Origin of the sequence: Porphyromonas miyakawae, assembly GCF_045865415.1 — a bacterium.
GTDB lineage: Bacteria > Bacteroidota > Bacteroidia > Bacteroidales > Porphyromonadaceae > Porphyromonas > Porphyromonas miyakawae.
On the sequence record NZ_BAAFSF010000001.1, the window covers coordinates 566,633 to 586,879 of the forward strand.

16 protein-coding genes are annotated in these 20,247 nt (G+C 44.0%); 14 read left to right on the top strand and 2 right to left on the bottom strand.

Translation table 11 applies throughout. From position 1 onward, the window contains the following. Window positions 1–2: 2 nt before the first annotated feature. From ACLWMH_RS02270 to zupT, 4 genes are read left to right on the top strand one after another with little or no spacing between them, the layout of a single operon-like run. Window positions 3–416: a YraN family protein gene (locus ACLWMH_RS02270; RefSeq protein WP_411915134.1), complete on the top strand. Its 414-nt coding sequence runs from the start codon at window positions 3–5 to the stop codon at window positions 414–416. A gap of 48 nt (window positions 417–464) precedes the next feature. Then, entirely contained in the window at window positions 465–1,601 is a 1,137-nt protein-coding gene (locus ACLWMH_RS02275; RefSeq protein ID WP_411915135.1) for an agmatine deiminase family protein, read from the top strand. Beyond that, a complete protein-coding gene (locus ACLWMH_RS02280; protein WP_411915136.1) occupies window positions 1,598–2,470 on the top strand; it encodes a carbon-nitrogen hydrolase in 873 nt (290 codons plus the stop codon). The genes ACLWMH_RS02275 and ACLWMH_RS02280 overlap by 4 nt, the downstream gene beginning before the upstream one ends. 1 nt (window position 2,471) lies before the next feature. Beyond that, the gene (gene zupT / locus ACLWMH_RS02285; protein ID WP_411915137.1) at window positions 2,472–3,305 is read left to right on the top strand and encodes a zinc transporter ZupT; all 834 of its coding nucleotides are present in this window, start codon (window positions 2,472–2,474) and stop codon (window positions 3,303–3,305) included. A 103-nt stretch (window positions 3,306–3,408) separates the two neighbouring features. Here zupT and ACLWMH_RS02290 read toward each other — a convergent pair whose 3' ends face one another. Both ACLWMH_RS02290 and ACLWMH_RS02295 read right to left on the bottom strand, forming a co-directional pair. Further along, a complete protein-coding gene (locus ACLWMH_RS02290) occupies window positions 3,409–5,937 on the bottom strand; it encodes a T9SS type A sorting domain-containing protein (RefSeq protein WP_411915138.1) in 2,529 nt (842 codons plus the stop codon). 11 nt (window positions 5,938–5,948) lie between these two features. After that, on the bottom strand, window positions 5,949–7,001 hold the full coding sequence (locus ACLWMH_RS02295) for an Lcl C-terminal domain-containing protein (protein ID WP_411915139.1): 1,053 nt from the start codon (window positions 6,999–7,001) through the stop codon (window positions 5,949–5,951). A gap of 636 nt (window positions 7,002–7,637) precedes the next feature. Between ACLWMH_RS02295 and ACLWMH_RS02300 the strand changes: the two genes are divergently transcribed. The 10 genes from ACLWMH_RS02300 to purL all read left to right on the top strand — a co-directional run bounded on the left by ACLWMH_RS02300 (window position 7,638) and on the right by purL (window position 20,243). Continuing rightward, window positions 7,638–9,125, top strand: coding sequence for a sensor histidine kinase (locus ACLWMH_RS02300; protein ID WP_411915140.1), 1,488 nt, complete (start codon window positions 7,638–7,640; stop codon window positions 9,123–9,125). Between the two features lie 80 nt (window positions 9,126–9,205). Beyond that, the gene (rprY, locus tag ACLWMH_RS02305; protein WP_411915141.1) at window positions 9,206–9,937 is read left to right on the top strand and encodes a response regulator transcription factor RprY; all 732 of its coding nucleotides are present in this window, start codon (window positions 9,206–9,208) and stop codon (window positions 9,935–9,937) included. Between the two features lie 6 nt (window positions 9,938–9,943). Beyond that, window positions 9,944–10,381, top strand: a complete 438-nt coding sequence (gene rpiB / locus ACLWMH_RS02310; protein WP_411915597.1) for a ribose 5-phosphate isomerase B — start codon at window positions 9,944–9,946, stop codon at window positions 10,379–10,381. A 244-nt stretch (window positions 10,382–10,625) separates the two neighbouring features. Further along, a complete protein-coding gene (locus ACLWMH_RS02315) occupies window positions 10,626–11,306 on the top strand; it encodes a hypothetical protein (protein ID WP_411915142.1) in 681 nt (226 codons plus the stop codon). A 161-nt stretch (window positions 11,307–11,467) separates the two neighbouring features. Continuing rightward, window positions 11,468–13,423 (top strand): threonine--tRNA ligase, encoded by a 1,956-nt coding sequence (thrS, locus tag ACLWMH_RS02320; protein ID WP_411915143.1) that lies wholly within the window; start codon window positions 11,468–11,470, stop codon window positions 13,421–13,423. A 111-nt stretch (window positions 13,424–13,534) separates the two neighbouring features. Next, a complete protein-coding gene (gene infC, locus ACLWMH_RS02325; RefSeq protein ID WP_411915144.1) occupies window positions 13,535–14,098 on the top strand; it encodes a translation initiation factor IF-3 in 564 nt (187 codons plus the stop codon). 133 nt (window positions 14,099–14,231) lie between these two features. After that, on the top strand, window positions 14,232–14,435 hold the full coding sequence (gene rpmI / locus ACLWMH_RS02330; protein WP_411915145.1) for a 50S ribosomal protein L35: 204 nt from the start codon (window positions 14,232–14,234) through the stop codon (window positions 14,433–14,435). Between the two features lie 50 nt (window positions 14,436–14,485). Then, a complete protein-coding gene (rplT, locus tag ACLWMH_RS02335; protein ID WP_411915146.1) occupies window positions 14,486–14,830 on the top strand; it encodes a 50S ribosomal protein L20 in 345 nt (114 codons plus the stop codon). A gap of 284 nt (window positions 14,831–15,114) precedes the next feature. Continuing rightward, entirely contained in the window at window positions 15,115–16,395 is a 1,281-nt protein-coding gene (gene glyA / locus ACLWMH_RS02340) for a serine hydroxymethyltransferase (protein WP_411915147.1), read from the top strand. Between the two features lie 158 nt (window positions 16,396–16,553). Next, a complete protein-coding gene (gene purL, locus ACLWMH_RS02345) occupies window positions 16,554–20,243 on the top strand; it encodes a phosphoribosylformylglycinamidine synthase (protein ID WP_411915148.1) in 3,690 nt (1,229 codons plus the stop codon). The last annotated feature ends 4 nt before the right edge of the window (window positions 20,244–20,247 follow it).

A 20,247-nucleotide genomic window follows, 5' to 3' on the forward strand; every position in this document is an offset into this window, starting at 1 on the left:
TGTTGGATACACATAGTTGGTTAGGAAGAGAGGGAGAAAGGTATGCCTTTCGCTATGTTGAGGACAAGCTCTTGATGCGTGTCTTGGAGCGTAATTGGTACTATAACCGTAAAGAAGTCGATCTGATTGCTACGGATGGTAAGTATTTGGTCTTTTTTGAAGTAAAGACGCGTAATGAGAATTACCTCTATACCCCTCAGTCTGCAGTAACCCGACAGAAGAGGATGAATATTTGTTATGTAGCGGATCATTATAGCCGTATGAAAAAAATGGGGCTTCCTATTCGCTTTGATATCCTCTCCGTTGTGTATCGGCCTGCTCAGGGGCTTTTTGAAATTAAGCATATACCCAATGCTTTTCAGCCGGAGCCACGCTTCTACGGGAGAGGTAGGCGCCCTTTCCGTAGGTATTTTTAGTTCTTCGCTACCCAGTGATGGGTAAGAGAGGAGTGGTCATAGCGTTTAATGCTTAACTTTGTTAACCTGAAAGAGGATAAAGAAATGAGTACAGATATCGCTATGGAAGATAAGTACATAGGCATGATCCCGGAGTGGGCAGAGCAGGATGCAGTGGTGCTTGCGTGGCCGAGTGAAACGATGGACTGGGCTTGTCGCATAGACGCAATCAGAAGTTGCTACATAGGCATTGTGCAAGCAATTAGTCGCTTTGAGCCGGTGATCCTATTACATCACCCATTAGATGATCCGGAGCCCTATTTTACTTCATTCAATACAATCTATCCGATCCGTTTTGTGCCGGTACTGATGAATGATACCTGGGTGCGTGACTACATGCCCATTGCTTGTATCAAAGACGGCAAAAAGGAGGTCGTGAAGTTCCGATTTAATGGATGGGGAATGAAGTATGCTTCTAATCACGATAATCGGGTAGCTTATTCACTATTTGGGGAGCAGGGTTTTTACCGAAGTGATGTATCGGTCAAGATAGCTGAGTTCTTGGTTACAGAAGGCGGAGCTTTAGAGTCCTCCGGGGACGGATTGATTTTAGCGACAGCCAGCTCCATCTTCTCAATCAACCGCAATGATCATATATCGGATCGCGAGGAACTCTTAAAGATGCTCCTTTCTACACTCTCCGCAAAGACAATACGAATGACAGCAAATGGTTTTATCCCGGGCGATGATACGGATGGGCACATTGATACGCTTGCACGTTTTATCGATAGTAATACAGTGGCCTATGTATCGCCATTAGGTTGCTACGATTTTTCTATAAAGCTTGCGCTACAGCAGTTTGAGAATGAGATACACGCTACACAAATAGAGGATAGAGATCCTTTTAAGTTATTAGCTTTGCCCTATGTGGAGGGACTTCGTGATGAGGATGGGGCACTGATGCCTGCCTCGTATGCCAACTTTCTTTTTGTAAATGGCGCAGTTTTAGTGCCTACCTACGGGGTACACTGGGATCAAAGAGCACTCTTCCTCTTTAATCAGTACTTCAAAGGAAGTAGAGAGGTTATACCGGTTGATTGTCGGGAACTCATATACCAGCATGGAAGTTTGCATTGTGCTACTATGCAGATCCCTAAAGGTTTTCTTAATCCAAGTTTTTTGAGTGTAGAAGCAAGGAATTTATGAAAATAGGACTTATTCAACAAGCAAACGCAGCTGATAGATCGCATAATATAGAGCAGCTGGATGGAAAGATTCAGCAACTCGCTGCGCAAGGGGCAGATCTAATTGTTCTGCAAGAGTTGCACAATGGCCTGTACTTCTGTCAAACAGAAGATGTTGCTCTTTTTGATCAAGCAGAGACTATACCCGGTCCGTCTACAGAGCATTTTTCCGTCTTAGCAAAGAAGTGCGGAGTGGTGCTTGTGCTTTCTCTCTTTGAGAAAAGAGCTCCGGGATTATACCACAATACAGCGGTAGTAATTGATAAGGATGGCAGTATAGCCGGTAAGTATCGTAAAATGCATATACCGGATGATCCTGCCTACTATGAGAAGTTTTACTTTACACCGGGCGACTTAGGTTTCCAGCCTATAGATACTTCAATCGGACGCTTAGGAGTACTGATTTGTTGGGACCAATGGTATCCGGAAGCTGCGCGTATTATGGCTATGAGAGGTGCCGACATATTGATTTATCCTACTGCTATCGGTACTGAGTCGACAGATAATGCTCAAGAGCAAGCTCGCCAGTTGGAGGCATGGCTTACGGTACAGAGGGGGCATGCTGTAGCAAATGGTATCCCTGTAGTAGCCGTCAATAGAGTAGGCTATGAACCGGATCCAAGTGGCTTGACGGGAGGAATCTCTTTTTGGGGAAATAGCTTTGTGTGCGGACAACAAGGGGAGTGGTTATGTCGAATGGAGGATAAAGAAGCTGTAGCCCTTGTTGAAGTTGATACTGCTCGTAGTGAGACTGTAAGACGTTGGTGGCCTTTTATGAGGGACCGGAGAATAGATGCCTATGATGTGATATTAAAGCGTTGGGGAAATTAAAATGCTCTCTGATCAGGTTTTAACTGCCTTCCTACTTACTTTCTTTGCCGGAATCTCAACGGGTATCGGCAGTGCACTGGCTTTCTTTAGCAAACGCACCAATACAACTTTTCTTTGTGTCTCGCTTGGCTTCTCTGCAGGAGTGATGATATATGTCTCTTTTGTGGAGATGTTTCCTTCATCACTTGAGTATTTTCGTAAACTCTACTCGGGGCGTCTGCCTGAGCTATATACTGTACTATCTTTCTTTGCGGGAATTTTGCTCATAGGACTTATAGACCGCTTTATACCCGAGCGAGAGAATCCACACGAGTTGAAAAATAGCGTGGAGGATATTCCTGCGGTTGATCGCCTTAAGAGAGAAGAGGGTGATACCGGTAAGGAAAAGCATTTACTGAGAGTAGGTATGATAACTGCTTTGGTACTCTTTATTCATAATTTTCCCGAAGGAATGGTTACTTTCTTGTCCGGTATGCAGGATATCAGTGTGGGTATTCCAATTGCCTTTGCTATAGCGATACACAATATACCGGAAGGAATATCTGTTTCAGTTCCTATTTTCTATGCGACGGGAAATCGAAAGCGAGCTTTCACGATCTCTTTCCTCTCAGGCTTGGCAGAGCCGATAGGTGCCATCGTTGGGTATCTTCTACTCGCTCCATTCCTCAATGAGCATACGTACGGAGTTATTTTCGCCATGATAGCCGGCATTATGGTGTATATTTCTTTAGATGAGTTGCTCCCTGCAGCGGAGGCCTATGGTAAACATCATCAAGCGATCTATGGGCTCGTTGCTGGCATGGCGGTAATGGCAGCCAGCTTACTCTTGCTGTAGAAATCTCTTATGGAGGTAAAATTATAGCCGCGGAGGAGCTTAAAAACTCATCCGCGGCTATATATTTAATAAAATATGATTGGATGTATCCTCTTCTAGTATTCTAGTGGACGATAGACACCTTTCTTAGCGTAGTGCCATTTATCCTAAGTAGATAGTTCCCTTGAGGTAGACTAGATACATCTATCCTAACAACATTCTGAGCCTTAAAGACCAGTACGCCATTATAGGTGTATAGCTCCGCATAATCAGCCTTGTCACTTAGGTAGAGAGTCTGATTAGCCGGATTAGGATAACTGTAGATTGAACTATCCGAAGGAGATAGCGACTCTACACCTGTGTGCATATCTAACGTATAGCCCTTTTTAGTAGCTATTGACGTATTGCACTCCTTGGCTCCGGGGTTCCCAGCTATATAGATTTTGCCAAAGGGTATGCTTGTGGGGAAAGCATCTTGCCCTATAAGTGGGAATGGGTAGCGAATATCTGACAGTGTGCGTAGAGAACTGAAGATCTGATTCAGAGCTTCCTTACTTAGCTTATTATTGCGCAGATCCATAGAGACCATCGAGTTTTTAGCATCAAGACTTAGTGACGTCAACTCATTGTCGTGTAGATCAATCATGTAAGTCTGATCGTTGTTAGGAAACTCTGCTTTAGTAAGCTTTTGTTTGGGAGCTCTAATTTCCATCAATCCTCTAGAGTAGTACTTTATCTCAGGCTGTCTTACATCGTGTGTGATAACATAAGAACTAGACTGCAGGAAGCTACTCCACCACTGCCCCCAGTCTACCCAAAATGGATCGTAGTAGTTCTCAACTGTCAACGAAATTTCCTCATTGACTGGAATTGCAGTCGTAAGGATCATACATGGAGCAGCTGGTCCTACAGACCAAGCGTCTTCTAGTAGGTCTACTTGCCATCCTTTGTTCTTAGCCTTTTGGAGGTTGAGTTGCGTCTTTGTTATACCAGTGTTTTCGGATACTTCGAGTTGTTTCTTCCAAACACGTTCATTAGCATAGACAAAGACATCAGAGACATCAGGGAGATTATCTATCAGCTTATTCAGAGTTTCCACTCCTAGTGCACATTTGGATAAATAGCAACTGAGAAGCTTCGCTAGAGAGGTATACTGCAAAGTCGATAGCTCTTTGTTGCCAGAAGCATATAGTCTTACCAGAGCTTGATTTTTCGAAATATCAAGAGACTTTATTGAGGTCCCTCCGATTGATAGATTCTCTAGCGCAGTGAGACTAGAGAGGTCTATTGAGGCTATCCCTTTGTTTTTGGAGAGGTCTAGCACCTTGAGCTTTGTATTCTTTGAGAGATCTATTCCCGAAATGTCGTTGGTGGCAACGTATAGCTCTTCTAGATCTACAAGATTGTTGAGAGCGAGATCCTTTATGTAAAAGTTCTTTCCCACAGAGAGATATTGTAGTTTTTTCGCAGGCGACACGTCTAACTGTCCGATTCGATTGTTCACCACGTTGAGATGCTTCAAGCTGGTCAAGCCCTCAAGAGACAATCCTTTTAGCTTATTAAAGCCCAACTCAAGTATTTCTAACTCTCCACAGTTTGAAAGGACTACCTCAGAGAGGCTTTGTCCATTAGCTTTGAGCGATGTGAGGTGATTAGCGTAAATGGAGAATTTGTCCCCGATGACACTCCCGGATACTTTTCCTCCAGTCTTAGTTAGAGAGACCTTATGGCGAGTGCCGTCGCCCCAGTCTACTTCAATCTCCTGAGGACCAGCGAGCTCCACTTCAACCGTGGCATTTGATGTAGCAACGCTCATCTGGCAGGTCGCATCAGTCACAGGTTGTTCGGTAGTTTTGTCCTTGAAACATCTAATGCTATAGCCAGAGGCGTGGTGCCAAGAGTGAACCATAACGAAGTCCGCATCAAAGCCAAAGCCCCAAGCTCCGTTAGGTTCTTTGCTTGTACAGCTCCAATAACGTCCTTTGAGATTTCGCCCATTCACTTCATTGCCTCCTGTGTAGTTGACGTATCCTGCTGTCGGGAAGTAGCGGACAACATCCTTTTGAGCATTATCAGACCAGTACTCAGGCTTAGCAATATCTTTTACAGTTAAGTTTGCCCCCTCAGCTCCAAGGAGACGACAGGTGACCTTTAGAGCTTTTGTCTTCACATTCTGTGTATCACCTTCGAAAAAGATTGGCTCCCATTTATAAGCACTAAGATAGCGGTTGTCACCTCCCTTAAATCTTATTGCATAGCAGACAAAATCTCCCTTTCCATAATAATGTGAGTTGAGCGTATACTTTTCACCAAATAGTACGACTTCTTCATCTGCAGCTCGATCAATCTCCCATGAGAGATCCGGATAGGGAGGATTAGGTTTTTCGTCCTGGTCATACCTTCCCGAGATGACCATCAGCTCCTCTTTGGTCGGTATATGATAGCCTTGAGGAATTTTAGCTTCGGAGAGAGTGGAAAATTTGAATAATCCTCCATACGCTGTCTGTAGATCTCCAGAAGCAAAGGTGCCATTCTCTTCGAGGTTGTACTCAGCCACAGCAGAGAGCGGATTTTGAGCATCTTGAGCAGAGAGCCTGCATAGAGAGGCCAGAGTCAAGGATAAGATAATAGTGAGTAGTGTTCGCGTTTTCATTAGATCAGGGATTAGAGTTGTAACTTGTAGCTAGTGTTTCCTGCAGAGATTATATATGATCCCGTAGTGTAGGAAGACAAATCTATGCGGACACTTTCAGAGGAAGCTACCTCCATATAGAGTCGCTCTCCAGTAAGCGAATAGAGGGAAACTGTAGTACCAGTGGCAATCCCATCGATACAAACTGTACGCAGTGCCGGGTCAAAATTTATGGAGACGTCTCCATGCCCATTACTTATTACGGGTTCCATAGAAGTCCCATTGCCATAATCCTTGAAGCATCGTAGGCTATATGCAGACGTTTTGATCCAGTTGTACACGATGACGATGCTACCATCGAAGCCAAAGCCCCAAGCTCCATTTTTAGAGTCCTCGCGAGATGTGCAAGACCAATACCTGCCATACTCATTGAGGTCTACGACCTTGTCCTCTCCGGTATAGTCTCCATAACCAGCTGATGGGAAGAAACGTACTACGTCATGCCCGTTATCGCCTTCCCAAAACTCTTTCGTTGCCAGTGTTTTGATGTCAGTGTTAATTCCCTCAGCTCCTAGCAGACGGCACGTTATCTTGAGTGCAAGAGTTTTGTCTTTGTCGTCTGGTTTGGGTACCATCTCCCATTTGTAGGCACTGAAGTACCTATTGTCCTCGCCCTTGAAACGCAACGCGTAGCACTTGCCATCATTGAGGGCATAGTAGTGAGAGGAGAGGGTATACTCTTTGCCAAAAAGATTGACCTTCTCATCAGCCTCTTGATCTATAGTCCATATAAGGATTGGGTAAGGGGGACGTGGAGTCTCATCCATAGAGAAGCGCCCTGCTAGCAGCATCATTTCTTCTTTAGTCGGGATATGATATCCCTTAGGAAGTGTGAGGGTCTCTAACATGTTCCACTTGAAGTGACCTCCGTAGGCAGTCATCTGGTCCCCGGTAGCCATTGAGCCATCGGCTTCAATGTTGTACTCAGCCACTGCTAAGAGTGGATTCTTGCCCTCTTGCCCATGTACCACACTGAGTGTAAAGAGTAGTAATAGAGCTGTCTCTAACAATCGAATTGGTTTCATAAATTTTGTATGTTTAAGTGATTAGTAGAATCGACATTGGCATTAGCTTCTATTCAAGATAGGATCAAGCACCCCATCTGGGGGCAAATATAGTAATATATTTTTCATTGAGTTTATTATATCTCAAATTACTTTGTCAAAGTAAATAAAGTACTTAAATATATGATACATTAAGGTAGATTAGACGCTCGTTTAGCATGCCTTGTGTATTGTGGCTATTGCTGGCTGGCAACTTACTTTTTATGGGCGCGTCCCTCGGTGATTACTCCCTGAGATGTGATGTAGACCTACGTCAAAAGATACTGATATTTCGATCGAATGATCAGTATCTTTTGATAAGAAGGTTCTGATGTTTCAGTAAAAAGATACAGATAATTTGAGCGGCCTATAGGAGTTGCCTCAGTTGCATAGCCTTAAGTCATACTCTAATTGTTATATATTGGGGGGGCGATACAATTGTCTGCATATAAGTCATTTATTGAGAAAATTTCTCATTTTTGAGATAATTGGTTACTTTTGCTGATGTGAAAGGTGAATGTGTGCATGTCGGGTAAGAAGTGGTATTTGTTTATATTGCTGTTTCCTGCGATTGCGTTCACAGTGGGCATTTATTTCCAAGTGAAATATTTGGAATCAATGCACAGGATGCGCAATGAGCAGTTTTCTACCCTTGTGAAGACTGCCCTCGCTGAGACGATGCAGGAGGTAGAAAAGGATGCTATTACACGTTTTACCTATGAGCTGATCACCAAAGAAGGGGAAAGGCGTAGGTTAGGACAACTGATTGAGGGTAAAAACGCAGACTCAAGCTATACGGATCCCTTGTTTAAGTTGCACGAATGGAATCTGTTACTTCAATCTTCACGGTTCGCAACTTGGCCACGCTCTATGGTACACGATACGTTACTCAATGTAAACGTACTATCGGACTACCCGGATGAAGAACAGCAACGCTTAGTAAATGCATTCTTTTACTATAGTGAGCGTCTTACAGAAGTGGTCTTAAATTCCATAATCGGCCTGGATAACGACATCCGTCCTTTAGAGATGCGTATTGATTGTGAGGTGCTTGAGAGTAAATTGAATGAGACGCTTAGGGGGGTTGATATAAGAGAGCCTTTCATCTACCGCATATATGACCACAACGGAGAGGTTTTCAAATCCAATGATGAAAACCTCAATATCCAATGTGAGGAGAATCAAATAGTACGAAGAAACCTCTTTGAAGGACAGTTGTTTAATAGGCATTATGCCGGTTACATCAAGTTGTGCTTCCCTTATCACAAGGATTACATGAATCCTAACCAGTATGCGACTTTCTCAATTGTGATGATGGCCTCTTTTATACTACTCATGGCGGTATTGTTGATCCTCTTTTCGCGACAGGTCGTCTTTTTGAAGAATAGAAAAAACTTTGTCAATAACTTAACCCACGAGCTAAAGACACCGCTTACCTCCATTATGCTGGCTACTGACATGTTGGAGGAAACAAGTGCGCTCGAAAAGACTCCATCGCAAGAGAGAATTTATAATGTGCTGAAAAGTGAAACGAAGCGCCTTTCATATATTGTGGAAAAAGTGCTTCAGTTTACTTTAGTTGATGAACGCAAGGTACGCTTTCACCCAAAAAATGTTGATATCCGTGAAATATTGGAAGATATAAAAACGGTTTATAGCATTAAGTGTGATACGCTCGGAGGGAGTATGACGCTCTCCTTGGAAGCTGAAAACATGGAGATCTATGTGGATAAGCTCCATTTCCAAAATGTGCTTTTCAACCTAATGGACAATGCAGTAAAGTACCGTAAAATGGATGAACCGATCGAACTGACGGTGCGTTGCTATAATAGAAATCGTAATAGTGTGACGATTAGCGTGATTGATAACGGTATCGGTATTAGTCGTATGGATCAGAAGCGTATCTTTAAGCAATACGATCGTGTGGAAACGGGTAACGTACACAATGTGAAAGGCTTTGGACTAGGCTTAAGTTACGTGCAGCGCACTGTAATAGCGATGGGGGGAACCGTAGAAGTGGAAAGCAAGAAGGGGGTAGGTACTACGATGAGTGTAACTTTCCCCTTGACGAAGGTGGAAAAAAGAAGAAAAAAGAGCAACGAGTGAACAATACGTCTCTTATAATGGTTTTATCGTAAGTAGAACGTTGAGTCGTTCTGACAAAAGGGAATAACGAAGGAAAAGATATGGCAAATAAAACAAAGATATTTCTCTGTGAAGATGATGAGAGTTTGGGAGGTCTGTTAAAGGACTTCTTTGAATCTAAAGAGTTTGAGGTCTCTCTTTTTCATAATGGGGAAGAAGCCTTAGAAAACTTCAGTAAGAATGCGTTTGACCTCTGTGTATTAGACGTAATGATGCCACGAGTAGATGGCTTTGCTGTGGCAGAGAAAATACGCTCATTGGATGAGCAGGTTCCTATCATTTTCTTGACTGCAAAGACACTAAAAGAGGATGTGTTGAAAGGCTTTAAGGTCGGTGCGGACGATTACATTCGTAAGCCATTCAGCTTGGATGAACTCTTGGCCCGTATAGAAGCACTATTACGCCGCGTGAAGGGTAACGACGCTGCTATAATGCCTTATTATCAGATTGGAAAATATCTGTTTGACACGCAGAATCAGACGCTTGCCTTTGAGGATGAAGAGCCTATTCGTTTGACCACGAAAGAGAGTGATCTGCTCTCACTTCTTTGCGCTTTTGCTAATCGTACATTAGAAAGAAGCTATGCATTGAAGAAAATATGGGAAAATGACAATTACTTCAATGCAAGGAGTATGGATGTGTACATCACTAAGCTGCGCAAAATGCTCAAGGGTGATCCTACCATAGAAATTATGAATGTACATGGCAAGGGGTATCGGCTGGTTACCAACCAGGGAGATGACCCTCAAGAAGATCAAGTCAAGCGCCTCTAAAATATGATGGATAAGAAAATTGCGCTCGCTGCAGATCATGCGGGATATGAACTGAAGGAGTGCATTAAGCATTACCTTGCCGATAGAGGTTTTGAAGTAATAGACTTTGGAACTAACTCTGCTGAATCGGTTGATTATCCTGACTTTGCCCATAAGTTGGGGGATGCCATTGATAAAGATGAGGTGCTGCGGGGCATCGCTATATGTGGTACCGGTAATGGTATTTCTATGGCACTAAATAAGCATCAAAAGGTGCGCTGTGCTTTGTCGTGGAATAAGGAAATAGCTGCCCTAGGGCGTCAGCACAATAATGCTAATGTAGTAGCACTGCCTGCACGTTTTATTTCTGAAGAAGAGGCAAAGCAAGTAGTGCAAACCTTCTTGGATACTCCTTTTGAAGGAGGACGCCATGAACGTCGTGTGAATAAGATTGCCTGTTGGTAGTCGCTTTTCCCCGCATTGAACGTACGCACTTTTACAAACGAATGATCAGCTATTAGAAAATCTTCGTAGAGTGGATTACGAGAGGGTAGAAAAGAGTATTTGAGGCGGAGTAGATAGATCTATCTCTTCCCTGATTTAGGTGAAGACGTATGGGTGTACACTTTCATTCGTTTATGTTATCTTTGTGTCGGACTTATGGAATTTAAGTCCAAAAGAACATACATAACACACTAAAACACACAGTATGATGAAAAAACACCTTTTTACGAGTCTAATGATGGCAATGGGGATGATACTCTTTCTGTCCCCTTCGTTATTACGTGCGCAAACGACTATGGAGAATGCCGACACATCAACAACCAAAGCGGATAGCGATGTACGGCGTATGGGTACGATAGCGTTTGATACACATTACTTATTTGTCTATGGGGCGAGTTTTACTTATGAATGGCCGGTGTTGCCACAAACTACTCTTCTCGTTGATGCGGCGATAGGAGCCCCACTAATTGGTTGGGGTAGCTATTACTACGGAGCAGACGGAGGAAGCTCACGCACAGGTCTGTTCTTTACGAAAGGACAAGTGGCTCTCCGTTGGCGATTTGATACCAATTATCGTTTGCGTAAAGGCTATTCGCTTCGTTACAATAGTGGTTTCTATGGAGAGCTCGCACTTGGATATATGATGATTGTGGAGCATTACTATAGAAATCATGATGCTTGTCGTGAAAATGGAAAGAAATTATGTACACCGGATTATGCACACTGTGGCACGCTTTTACTCAATGTAGGGTATCGGTACACGTTTAAAAATCATATTTACACTGATTGTAAGGCGGGTCTTGGTTTGGTAGCCAATTTTGAAAAAGATTTTATGGAGATGTCGCCTCTGCCCCTTTTGGAAGTGAAGGTCGGCTATGCATTCTAATCTGATTCGTACTATATCAGTAGTTACCCTTTAGGGAAAAGATTCTTTCCGAAAAGAAATTCAAAAATGCAGGGAAGTTATGCGAAAGCGTAATGTCCCTGCAACTATTTTGTACCTTTGTACTTAGAATAAATTTAATAGGCGTATAGTGCGCTGTAAATATGAAGATTAATCTAACATTACCTGACGGCAGTGTTCGGCAAGTGGAACAAGGTACAACTGCCCTGGATGTTGCACGCAGTATAAGTAGCCGCTTAGCAGAAGAAGTACTAGCGGCTGAGGTGAATGGGGAAACAATAGATTTGACGCGCCCTATCAATGAGGATGCCACGCTTCGGTTGCTTAAATGGGAAGATGCGGAAGGAAAGCATGCTTTCTGGCATACTTCCGCCCATCTTATGGCAGAGGCTATTCAGCAGTTGTACCCGGGTACACAGTTCGGAATAGGACCTGCGATTGATAACGGCTTTTACTATGACATAGATACGGGCGATGTGGAACTGAAGGAGTCAGACTTGAAGGCAATTGAGGATTTGATGCTTCAGTTTGCCCGAGAGAAGCAGCCTTTGGAGCGTAAGCCAACGTCAAAGAGTGAAGCCTTGTCCTTTTTTGAAAAGACCGGACAGCATTATAAACTTGAACTAATCAATGAATTGGCGGATGGCACCATTACCACTTATACACAGGGGCAATTCACTGATTTGTGTAGAGGACCACACTTGCCAAATACCGGTTACATTAAAGCGGTTAAGCTGACTGCACTTGCCGGAGCATATTGGCGAGGTGATGAGAAGAGTAAGCAATTGACCCGTGTCTACGGGATCACGTTCCCAAAGAAAAAACTATTGGATGAATATCTGACCCTTCTTGAAGAGGCAAAAAAAAGAGACCATCGTAAGATAGGCAAGGAACTTAACTTATTTGCTTTCTCTCCAAAAGTTGGGGTGGGACTTCCCTTATGGCTTCCAAGAGGAACTAAATTGCGCCTTAAGTTAGAGGACTACTTGAAAAAAATACAGAGCCGCTTTGGTTATGAACAAGTGATGACACCGCATATCGGTAATATAGATCTGTATAAGACGAGCGGTCACTATGAAAAGTATGGGGCAGATTCATTCCGTCCGATTAAAACGCCTCAGGAGGGCGAAGAGTTCATGCTAAAGCCAATGAACTGTCCGCACCACTGCGAAATCTATAAGCTACAGCCCCACTCATACCGTGATCTGCCGGTTCGCTTGGCAGAGTTCGGTACTGTGTATCGATACGAGCAGAGTGGTGAGTTACACGGGCTGACGCGTGTGAGAGGCTTTACGCAAGATGATGCACATATTTTCTGTACACCGGATCAGGTGAAAGAGGAGTTTATTAAGGTAATGGACATCATCTTTATTATCTTTAAAGCACTTAATTTCACTCAGTTTGAAGCACAAATATCACTTCGTGATAAGAAAAATCGCAAGAAGTATATAGGAAGTGATGAGAACTGGGAGAAGGCAGAAAATGCTATTATAGAAGCGTGTAAAGAGAAGGGTTTGGATGCTCACGTAGAGTATGGTGAGGCTGCTTTCTATGGTCCTAAGTTGGACTTTATGGTAAAGGATGCTATAGGACGTAAGTGGCAGTTGGGAACGATTCAAGTGGACTACAATCTGCCCGAGCGCTTTGAGCTGGAGTACACTGGAGAAGATAATCAGAAGCATCGCCCCGTAATGATTCACCGCGCCCCCTTTGGATCTATGGAACGCTTTGTGGCAGTGCTAATTGAGCATACTGCCGGTCGCTTCCCCTTGTGGTTAGCCCCTGATCAAGCTGTAATTCTGCCTGTAAGTGAACGATTTAATGACTATGCTTACAAGGTGTGCAGGATGCTTCGTGAAGAGGGTGTGGATGTGGCTGTTGATGACCGAAACGAGAAAGTGGGTAGGAAGATACGGGATAATGAGCTTAAACGTATTCCTTACTTGCTTATAGTGGGTGAAGAGGAAGCTTCAACTGACACTGTTTCGGTACGTAAACAAGGGGAAGGTGATCAAGGTAAGGAAAAAATCACTACCTTTGCCGAGCTTATCCGCAAACAAGTAGACGATGAAATGAATGCGTGGAAGTACGACAATTAGTTTTCAGAGAGACTTGAATGCGAGAAAATAGCAGTATACAATAGAAAAATTGGGAAAGGAGCAAAACGAAAAGAGTAAATATTTAGACGTGCGTAAGGCACACAACGATTAGTGCAGAATAGAGATAAGTCGCAACAATATCGCATCAATGAGCAGATATCGGCAAGAGAGGTGCGTGTAGTGGGAGATGATGTAGAAAGTGGCGTATTCTCCTTTAGAGAAGCCCTCCAAATGGCAGAGGATGCAGGATTGGATCTAGTAGAGATTGTTCCTGATGCTAAGCCGCCGGTTTGTAAGATAGTTGATTATCAGAAGTTTATTTATAGACAACGTAAGCGTCAGAAAGAGCAGAAAGTAAACTCTACCAAGGTGGTAATCAAGGAGATACGCTTTGGTCCGCAAACGGATGATCATGACTATAACTTTAAGCTGAAGCATGCGCAGCAGTTTCTTAGTGAGGGTGCCAAAGTAAAGGCTTATGTATTCTTTCGCGGTCGTAGTATCCTATTTAAGGAGCAAGGAGAGGTTTTGTTACTTCGCTTCGCTACCGATTTAGAGGATGTAGCAAAGGTTGAAAGTCTGCCTTCGCTGGAAGGAAAACGCATGTATATGATGCTATCTCCTAAAAAAGGAGGAGCACAAAGCGAAAAGAAAAATCCCAAGAAGAGCGAATAAAATAAAAGAATGAGGGTAGCGATCGCACCTCGATAGATGGTGCAAGGATGACCGACCGGGCGAAGGCTTGCCCCGAGGCTACTCTGAAAGTGACTGCCCTCTTAATAGAATAAATCAGTTAGTTAATAAGAAAATGCCTAAACAAAAGCAGAAGACTGTATCCGGTGCAAAAAAGCGCTTCGCTATTACCGGTAGTGGAAAGATCAAGAGAAAGCATGCGTACAAGAGCCATATCTTGACGAAAAAATCAAAGAAGAGAAAACGCAACTTAACCTACTCGGGCTTAGTGCATGACACTAACGAAAAGCAGGTGAAGGAAATGCTTCTTATGAAGTGATCGTAACACGCAACTAGTATCGAAAATAACGAAGAAACGAATTTAGTATTATGCCTAGATCAGTCAATCATGTAGCTTCCAGAGCGAAGCGAAAAAGAATACTTAAGCAAACTCGCGGTTATTATGGTGCGCGTCGCAATGTGTGGACGGTTGCCAAGAATACGTGGGAAAAAGGTCTTACTTATGCTTATAGAGACCGCAAGAATAAGAAGCGTAACTTCCGTGCTTTGTGGATACAACGTATCAATGCAGCAGCACGTCTGGAAGGTCTCTCTTATTCTCGTCTGATGGGTGCTCTCCATGCTAATGGTATCGAGATTAATCGTAAGGTTCTTGCCGACTTGGCAATGAATGATCCTGAAGCATTTAAAGCCATCGTTGCAAAGGTAAAATAACCAGTCAGAGAATATCTGAATCATATTTATCGGGTACAGGGAATCATCCTATGAGATGGTTCCCTGTATCTTTTCTTTTATCGCTCTTTTAGTGGAGTACAAACAAAATACCTTACAACGGTGCAAGAGAATATTGCGAAGTCCCAATGCATCATTATTAAGAAGCAATGGTGGTTGTGATGCTATTTTGTTATCTTTGCACTGACTACGCAGTGGACTCTGCTCGGAGGAGTTTGGTGCGTTGATGAAGCAACGATTATAGCAACGTAAAAAGCATAATTTGTATGAAAAGAGACAAGCAAATATTTGACCTCATACAGGAAGAGCATGAGCGCCAAATGAAAGGTATTGAGCTGATTGCCAGTGAAAACTTTGTCAGCGATGAAGTAATGGAGGCAATGGGCAGTTGTATGACCAATAAGTACGCAGAGGGCTATCCCGGAAAGCGTTACTATGGTGGATGCGAGGTAGTAGACAAGAGTGAGCAACTTGCGATCGATCGTATCAAGGAGTTGTTTCATGCTGAGTGGGCTAATGTGCAGCCGCATAGTGGAGCACAAGCCAATATGGCAGTTCTGTCGGCTATCTTAAATCCTGGGGATACATTCATGGGGCTTAACTTGGATCACGGAGGTCACTTGTCACACGGCTCTGCGGTTAATAGCTCAGGTATCTTGTACCATCCTGTGGGATATAATATAAAGAAAGAGACCGGTCGGGTTGATTATGATGAGATGGAGCAGTTGGCACGTGAGAATAAACCCAAGCTGATCATCGGTGGGGGTAGTGCTTATACTCGTGAGTGGGACTACGCTCGCATGCGTAAGATTGCCGATGAGGTGGGTGCAATCCTAATGATTGATATGGCTCACCCGGCAGGTTTGATCGCAGCCGGTCTATTAAACAATCCGCTTGAGTACGCTCATATTGTAACCTCTACTACCCATAAGACGCTTCGTGGCCCACGTGGAGGAATTATCTTGATCGGAAAGGATTTTGATAATCCTTGGGGCAAGAAGACTCCTAAGGGTGTAATAAAGAAAATGAGCCAGCTCTTAGACTCATCTGTATTCCCCGGTATTCAGGGAGGTCCTCTGGAGCATGTGATTGCCGCTAAGGCAGTTGCCTTTGGAGAAGCTCTTCAGCCAGAGTTCAAGGAGTACCAAGTGCAGGTGAAGAAGAATGCTGCTACAATGGCACAAGCATTCGTAGACAAGGGTTATGATCTTGTGTCCGGTGGTACGGATAACCATTGCATGTTGATTGACTTGCGCGGTAAGTATCCGGAGTTGACCGGTAAGGTAGCTGAAAACGCTTTGGTGGCTGCCGATATAACCGTTAACAAGAACATGGTACCGTTTGATGATCGTAGCGCATTCAAAACAAGCGGTATCCGTGTAGGTACACCTGCAATTACTACTCGCGGCCTTAAGGAAGATAAGATGCCTTATATCGTTGACTTAATTGATCGTGTACTCGCAGATCCGGAAAACAGTAATACAATTAAAGAAGTAAGAACTGAGGTGAACCGGATGATGAAAGAGTATCCTATATTTGCATACTAATTAACCTTATTTATTACGGGAAGTGTGTGGCAGAGCTTACTTGAGGTGCCCTGTCGCAACTTCTCGTTTGTACTATACAAATTGCATTTAGAATGCGACACCAAGAGCAATGCATTCGTTGCTTATTTATACAACATAGATTTATACGCTAAATTTCAATGCTTAGCTATTTTTCCACCTCCCAAAAGATTTGTTATGCAGTAGAGCATACCGCTCCTTTTAGCAAGGAGCACGAAGAGCGTTTACGCAAGCTCTTCAAAATGCAGGAAGGAGATACGGTTTCTTCCGAATTGAAAGGAGACTTTATCGGTCCAAAAAGCGAGATGGTGTCGCCTTGGAGTACCAATGCAGTTGAGATTGCTCACAATATGGGCATTGCTACAATTATACGCATTGAGTGTCTCCGTTCCGTTACCGGAAAGGATGCTAAGCTGGATCCAATGCTGGAGCGGCATTATACGAATGTAGATCAACACCTTTTTGATGCGGTCCGTGAGCGGGAGGAGATTCGACAGATTACTGATATAGCAGAATACAATCGTTCGGAAGGCTTAGCACTCAGCGATGAGGAAATAACCTATTTAAAGGACTTAGCAACGAAATTAGGGCGACCGCTTACGGATAGTGAGCTTTTTGGCTTCTCACAGGTCAATAGTGAGCATTGCAGACACAAAATATTCAACGGACGCTTCGTATTGGATGGTAAGGAGATGCCTCATACGCTATTTTCTATGATCAAGGCAACTTCCAAAGCGAACCCTAATGGTCTCGTTTCTGCCTATAAAGATAATGTAGCCTTTATAGAGGGATTCTCGTATAGCCAGTTTGCTCCTGAAGATGCGGCAGCTCCCTCTGTCTATAAGGAAAAAGAAAGTGAAAGTGTACTATCGCTAAAGGCTGAGACGCATAATTTCCCTACCACGGTAGAGCCCTTTAATGGCGCAGCTACGGGATCCGGAGGGGAAATAAGGGATAGAATGGCAGGTGGTATGGGATCACTACCTATGGCCGGTACAGCTATATATATGACATCTTATCCCCGTACTAATAGAGAAGCTCCTATTTCTCCACTTCGCGAGCGCAACTACTTATATCAGTCCCCAAGCGAAATATTGATTAAAGCTTCTAATGGGGCAAGTGACTTTGGCAATAAGTTTGGTCAGCCTTTGATCTGTGGCTCTTTGCTTACGTTTGAGCATACCGAGCCGGAGGTGCCTTATCGCTATGCGTATGACAAGGTAATTATGCTGGCAGGCGGTATCGGTTATGCAAAGGCAAGAGATGCAAAAAAAGGCACTGCCAAACCCGGGCAATGTGTAGTTGTGATGGGGGGTGATAATTACCGTATCGGTATGGGCGGAGGTGCTGTCAGTAGCGTTGATACAGGTGCCTATTCGAGTGGAATAGAGCTAAACGCAGTGCAGCGTGCTAATCCGGAAATGCAGAAGCGGGTGATGAATGTAGTGCGTAGTCTAACAGAAAGCGATGCAAATCCCATCATCAGTATTCACGACCACGGTGCAGGCGGTCATCTAAACTGCCTTACAGAGCTCATTGAAGAAACCGGAGGTAAGATTGATATCGATGCGCTCCCTGTAGGGGATCGCACACTCTCAGACAGAGAAATAATAGGGAATGAGAGTCAAGAGCGTATGGGCTTGCTAATCGATCAAAAGGATTATCCGCATATCCATTCAATTGCAGAACGGGAGAAAGCCCCTATTTTCATGGTGGGTGAGACAGATGCCTCCCACGAGTTGCTGTTCTCACGCAAGCAGGGACAGGCAGCTATGCATCTTCCGGTAGATGCGCTGTTGGCTTCTCCTCCTCAAACAATAATGAAGGATAGTAAGCTTTCCATACGCTTTGCAGAACCTAATCCGACAGAAAGAGATCCTTTTGCAGCCTTAAATAAGGTGCTTTCCCTCGAGGCTGTCGCTTGCAAAGACTGGTTGACCAACAAGGTGGATAGAAGCGTAACCGGTAGGGTGGTGCGTCAGCAATGCGTAGGGGTTCATCAGTTGCCTTTGAGTGACTTAGGTGCCGTAAGTTTGGATTATGGAGGTATGCGTGGTATGGCAACCTCTTTGGGACATGCGCCGCAAGTAGGGCTTATCTCAGCTGCTCAGGGTGCTATTTGCTCTATAGCAGAGGCACTTACCAATATAGTATTTGCTCCTCTGGAGAAAGGCTTAAAGAGTATTTCTCTCAGCGCAAATTGGATGTGGCCCTCTCGCAATAAGGGGGAAGATTGCAGACTTTACGAAGCGGTAGAGGCTGCCGGGGCTTTTGCTACTGCATTGGGGATAAATATCCCTACGGGTAAAGACTCTCTCTCCATGACTCAACAATATCCTAATGGGGAGATGGTACTTAGTCCCGGGACCTTGATCGTTTCTGCAATGGGTGCTGTAAGCAATGTGCGTAAGATCGTTACTCCGGAGTTAGATACAGAGAATAAAAAGGCCAGTTTGGTATATATAGATTTTAGTAAAACTCCGCTGGCCTTGGGAGGCTCTGCATACTATCAAAGCTTAGGCTATGTCGGTGCGGTAGCTCCTACAGTAACGGATCCAACCTATTTTGCAACAGCTTTTGAAAGTGTGCAGCAACTTATCAATTCTGGCTTAGTATCGGCCGGGCATGATGTCTCTGCGGGAGGTCTATTAGCCACCCTCTTAGAGATGGCATTTGCACTTGAAAAGGGAGGATTTGATATCAATCTTGATGCTTTTGGACAAGAAGATATCTGTAAGATCTGTTATGCAGAAAATCCTGCGGTTGTACTACAAGTAAAGGATTTAGAGTGCGTAACTGCTGCATTGGATAAGGCTGGAGTGCGTTACTATTGCTTAGGTGGGCAGTATCACGTAGAGAATGATGCCGTGCGTTTTCGCTATGGTACCGAAGAGAAGAGTATCAATATAGAGGAGGCACGTAATACTTGGGCAAAGTCTTCTTACTGCTTGGATAAGTTACAAACAGAATCCTCTGATGCTGAAAGTAGATACGCCCTTATGGGTAAGCGGCCCCTACAATGGAGTATGCCTAAGCTCTTTACAGGACATTTGACCCCGCTTAATCATTCAGATAAGAAAATTGTCGCTGCGGTGCTTCGTGATAAGGGTACGAATGGTGAGCGTGAGCTGGCTTGGGCTTTGTATATGGCCGGTTTTGAGGTTAAGGATGTGCATCTATCTGATCTTATTGAGGGGCGCGAAACGCTTGAAGAAGTCTCTATGCTTGCATTTGCAGGAGGTTTTTCCAATAGTGATGTATTAGGCTCTGCAAGAGGATGGGCTGCCGGCATTCTCTATAACGATAAGGCTCGTTGTGCGATTGAACGCTTCTACCAAGATGAGAATAAGTTGAGTATCGGAGTATGCAACGGCTGTCAGCTAATGGCCGAGTTAGGGGTACTTTCTTCTAATGGGCAGATAACACATCATATGGAACGTAACCATTCCGGTAAGTTTGAGAGTTGCTTTGTTAACGTGACTATACCGGAGACTAATAGTGTAATGTTATCTTCCTTAGTAGGAGCTACTTTGGGCGTGTGGTGTGCACATGGTGAGGGTAGATTTGAGTTTGATAACCCTATAGATACCTACCACATTGCAGCGCGTTATACCTATGATGAGTATCCTTATAATCCTAATGGATCTCCTTCTGGCGTAGCTGCATTAACAGATGTTAGTGGGCGTCATTTGGCTATTATGCCTCATCCGGAGCGCTCTATTTATCCTCAGCAGTGTGGGTTCTATCCGCGCGCACGAGCTAATGATGAAGTAACTCCCTGGATGGAAGCCTTTGAAAATGCCTATCGCTGGCTTGCAAAACGGCAGTAAAATG

Excerpts from the sequence above, each read along its gene's own strand:
- ACLWMH_RS02275 (WP_411915135.1), top strand. The coding sequence starts at position 465 with ATGCTTAACTTTGTTAACCTGAAAGAGGATAAAGAAATGAGTACAGAT.
- ACLWMH_RS02280 (WP_411915136.1), top strand. The coding sequence starts at position 1,598 with ATGAAAATAGGACTTATTCAACAAGCAAACGCAGCTGATAGATCGCAT.
- zupT (WP_411915137.1), top strand. The coding sequence starts at position 2,472 with ATGCTCTCTGATCAGGTTTTAACTGCCTTCCTACTTACTTTCTTTGCC.
- ACLWMH_RS02290 (WP_411915138.1), bottom strand. The coding sequence starts at position 5,937 with ATGAAAACGCGAACACTACTCACTATTATCTTATCCTTGACTCTGGCC.
- ACLWMH_RS02295 (WP_411915139.1), bottom strand. The coding sequence starts at position 7,001 with ATGAAACCAATTCGATTGTTAGAGACAGCTCTATTACTACTCTTTACA.
- ACLWMH_RS02300 (WP_411915140.1), top strand. The coding sequence starts at position 7,638 with ATGCACAGGATGCGCAATGAGCAGTTTTCTACCCTTGTGAAGACTGCC.
- rprY (WP_411915141.1), top strand. The coding sequence starts at position 9,206 with ATGGCAAATAAAACAAAGATATTTCTCTGTGAAGATGATGAGAGTTTG.
- rpiB (WP_411915597.1), top strand. The coding sequence starts at position 9,944 with ATGGATAAGAAAATTGCGCTCGCTGCAGATCATGCGGGATATGAACTG.
- ACLWMH_RS02315 (WP_411915142.1), top strand. The coding sequence starts at position 10,626 with ATGATGAAAAAACACCTTTTTACGAGTCTAATGATGGCAATGGGGATG.
- thrS (WP_411915143.1), top strand. The coding sequence starts at position 11,468 with ATGAAGATTAATCTAACATTACCTGACGGCAGTGTTCGGCAAGTGGAA.
- rpmI (WP_411915145.1), top strand. The coding sequence starts at position 14,232 with ATGCCTAAACAAAAGCAGAAGACTGTATCCGGTGCAAAAAAGCGCTTC.
- rplT (WP_411915146.1), top strand. The coding sequence starts at position 14,486 with ATGCCTAGATCAGTCAATCATGTAGCTTCCAGAGCGAAGCGAAAAAGA.
- glyA (WP_411915147.1), top strand. The coding sequence starts at position 15,115 with ATGAAAAGAGACAAGCAAATATTTGACCTCATACAGGAAGAGCATGAG.
- purL (WP_411915148.1), top strand. The coding sequence starts at position 16,554 with ATGCTTAGCTATTTTTCCACCTCCCAAAAGATTTGTTATGCAGTAGAG.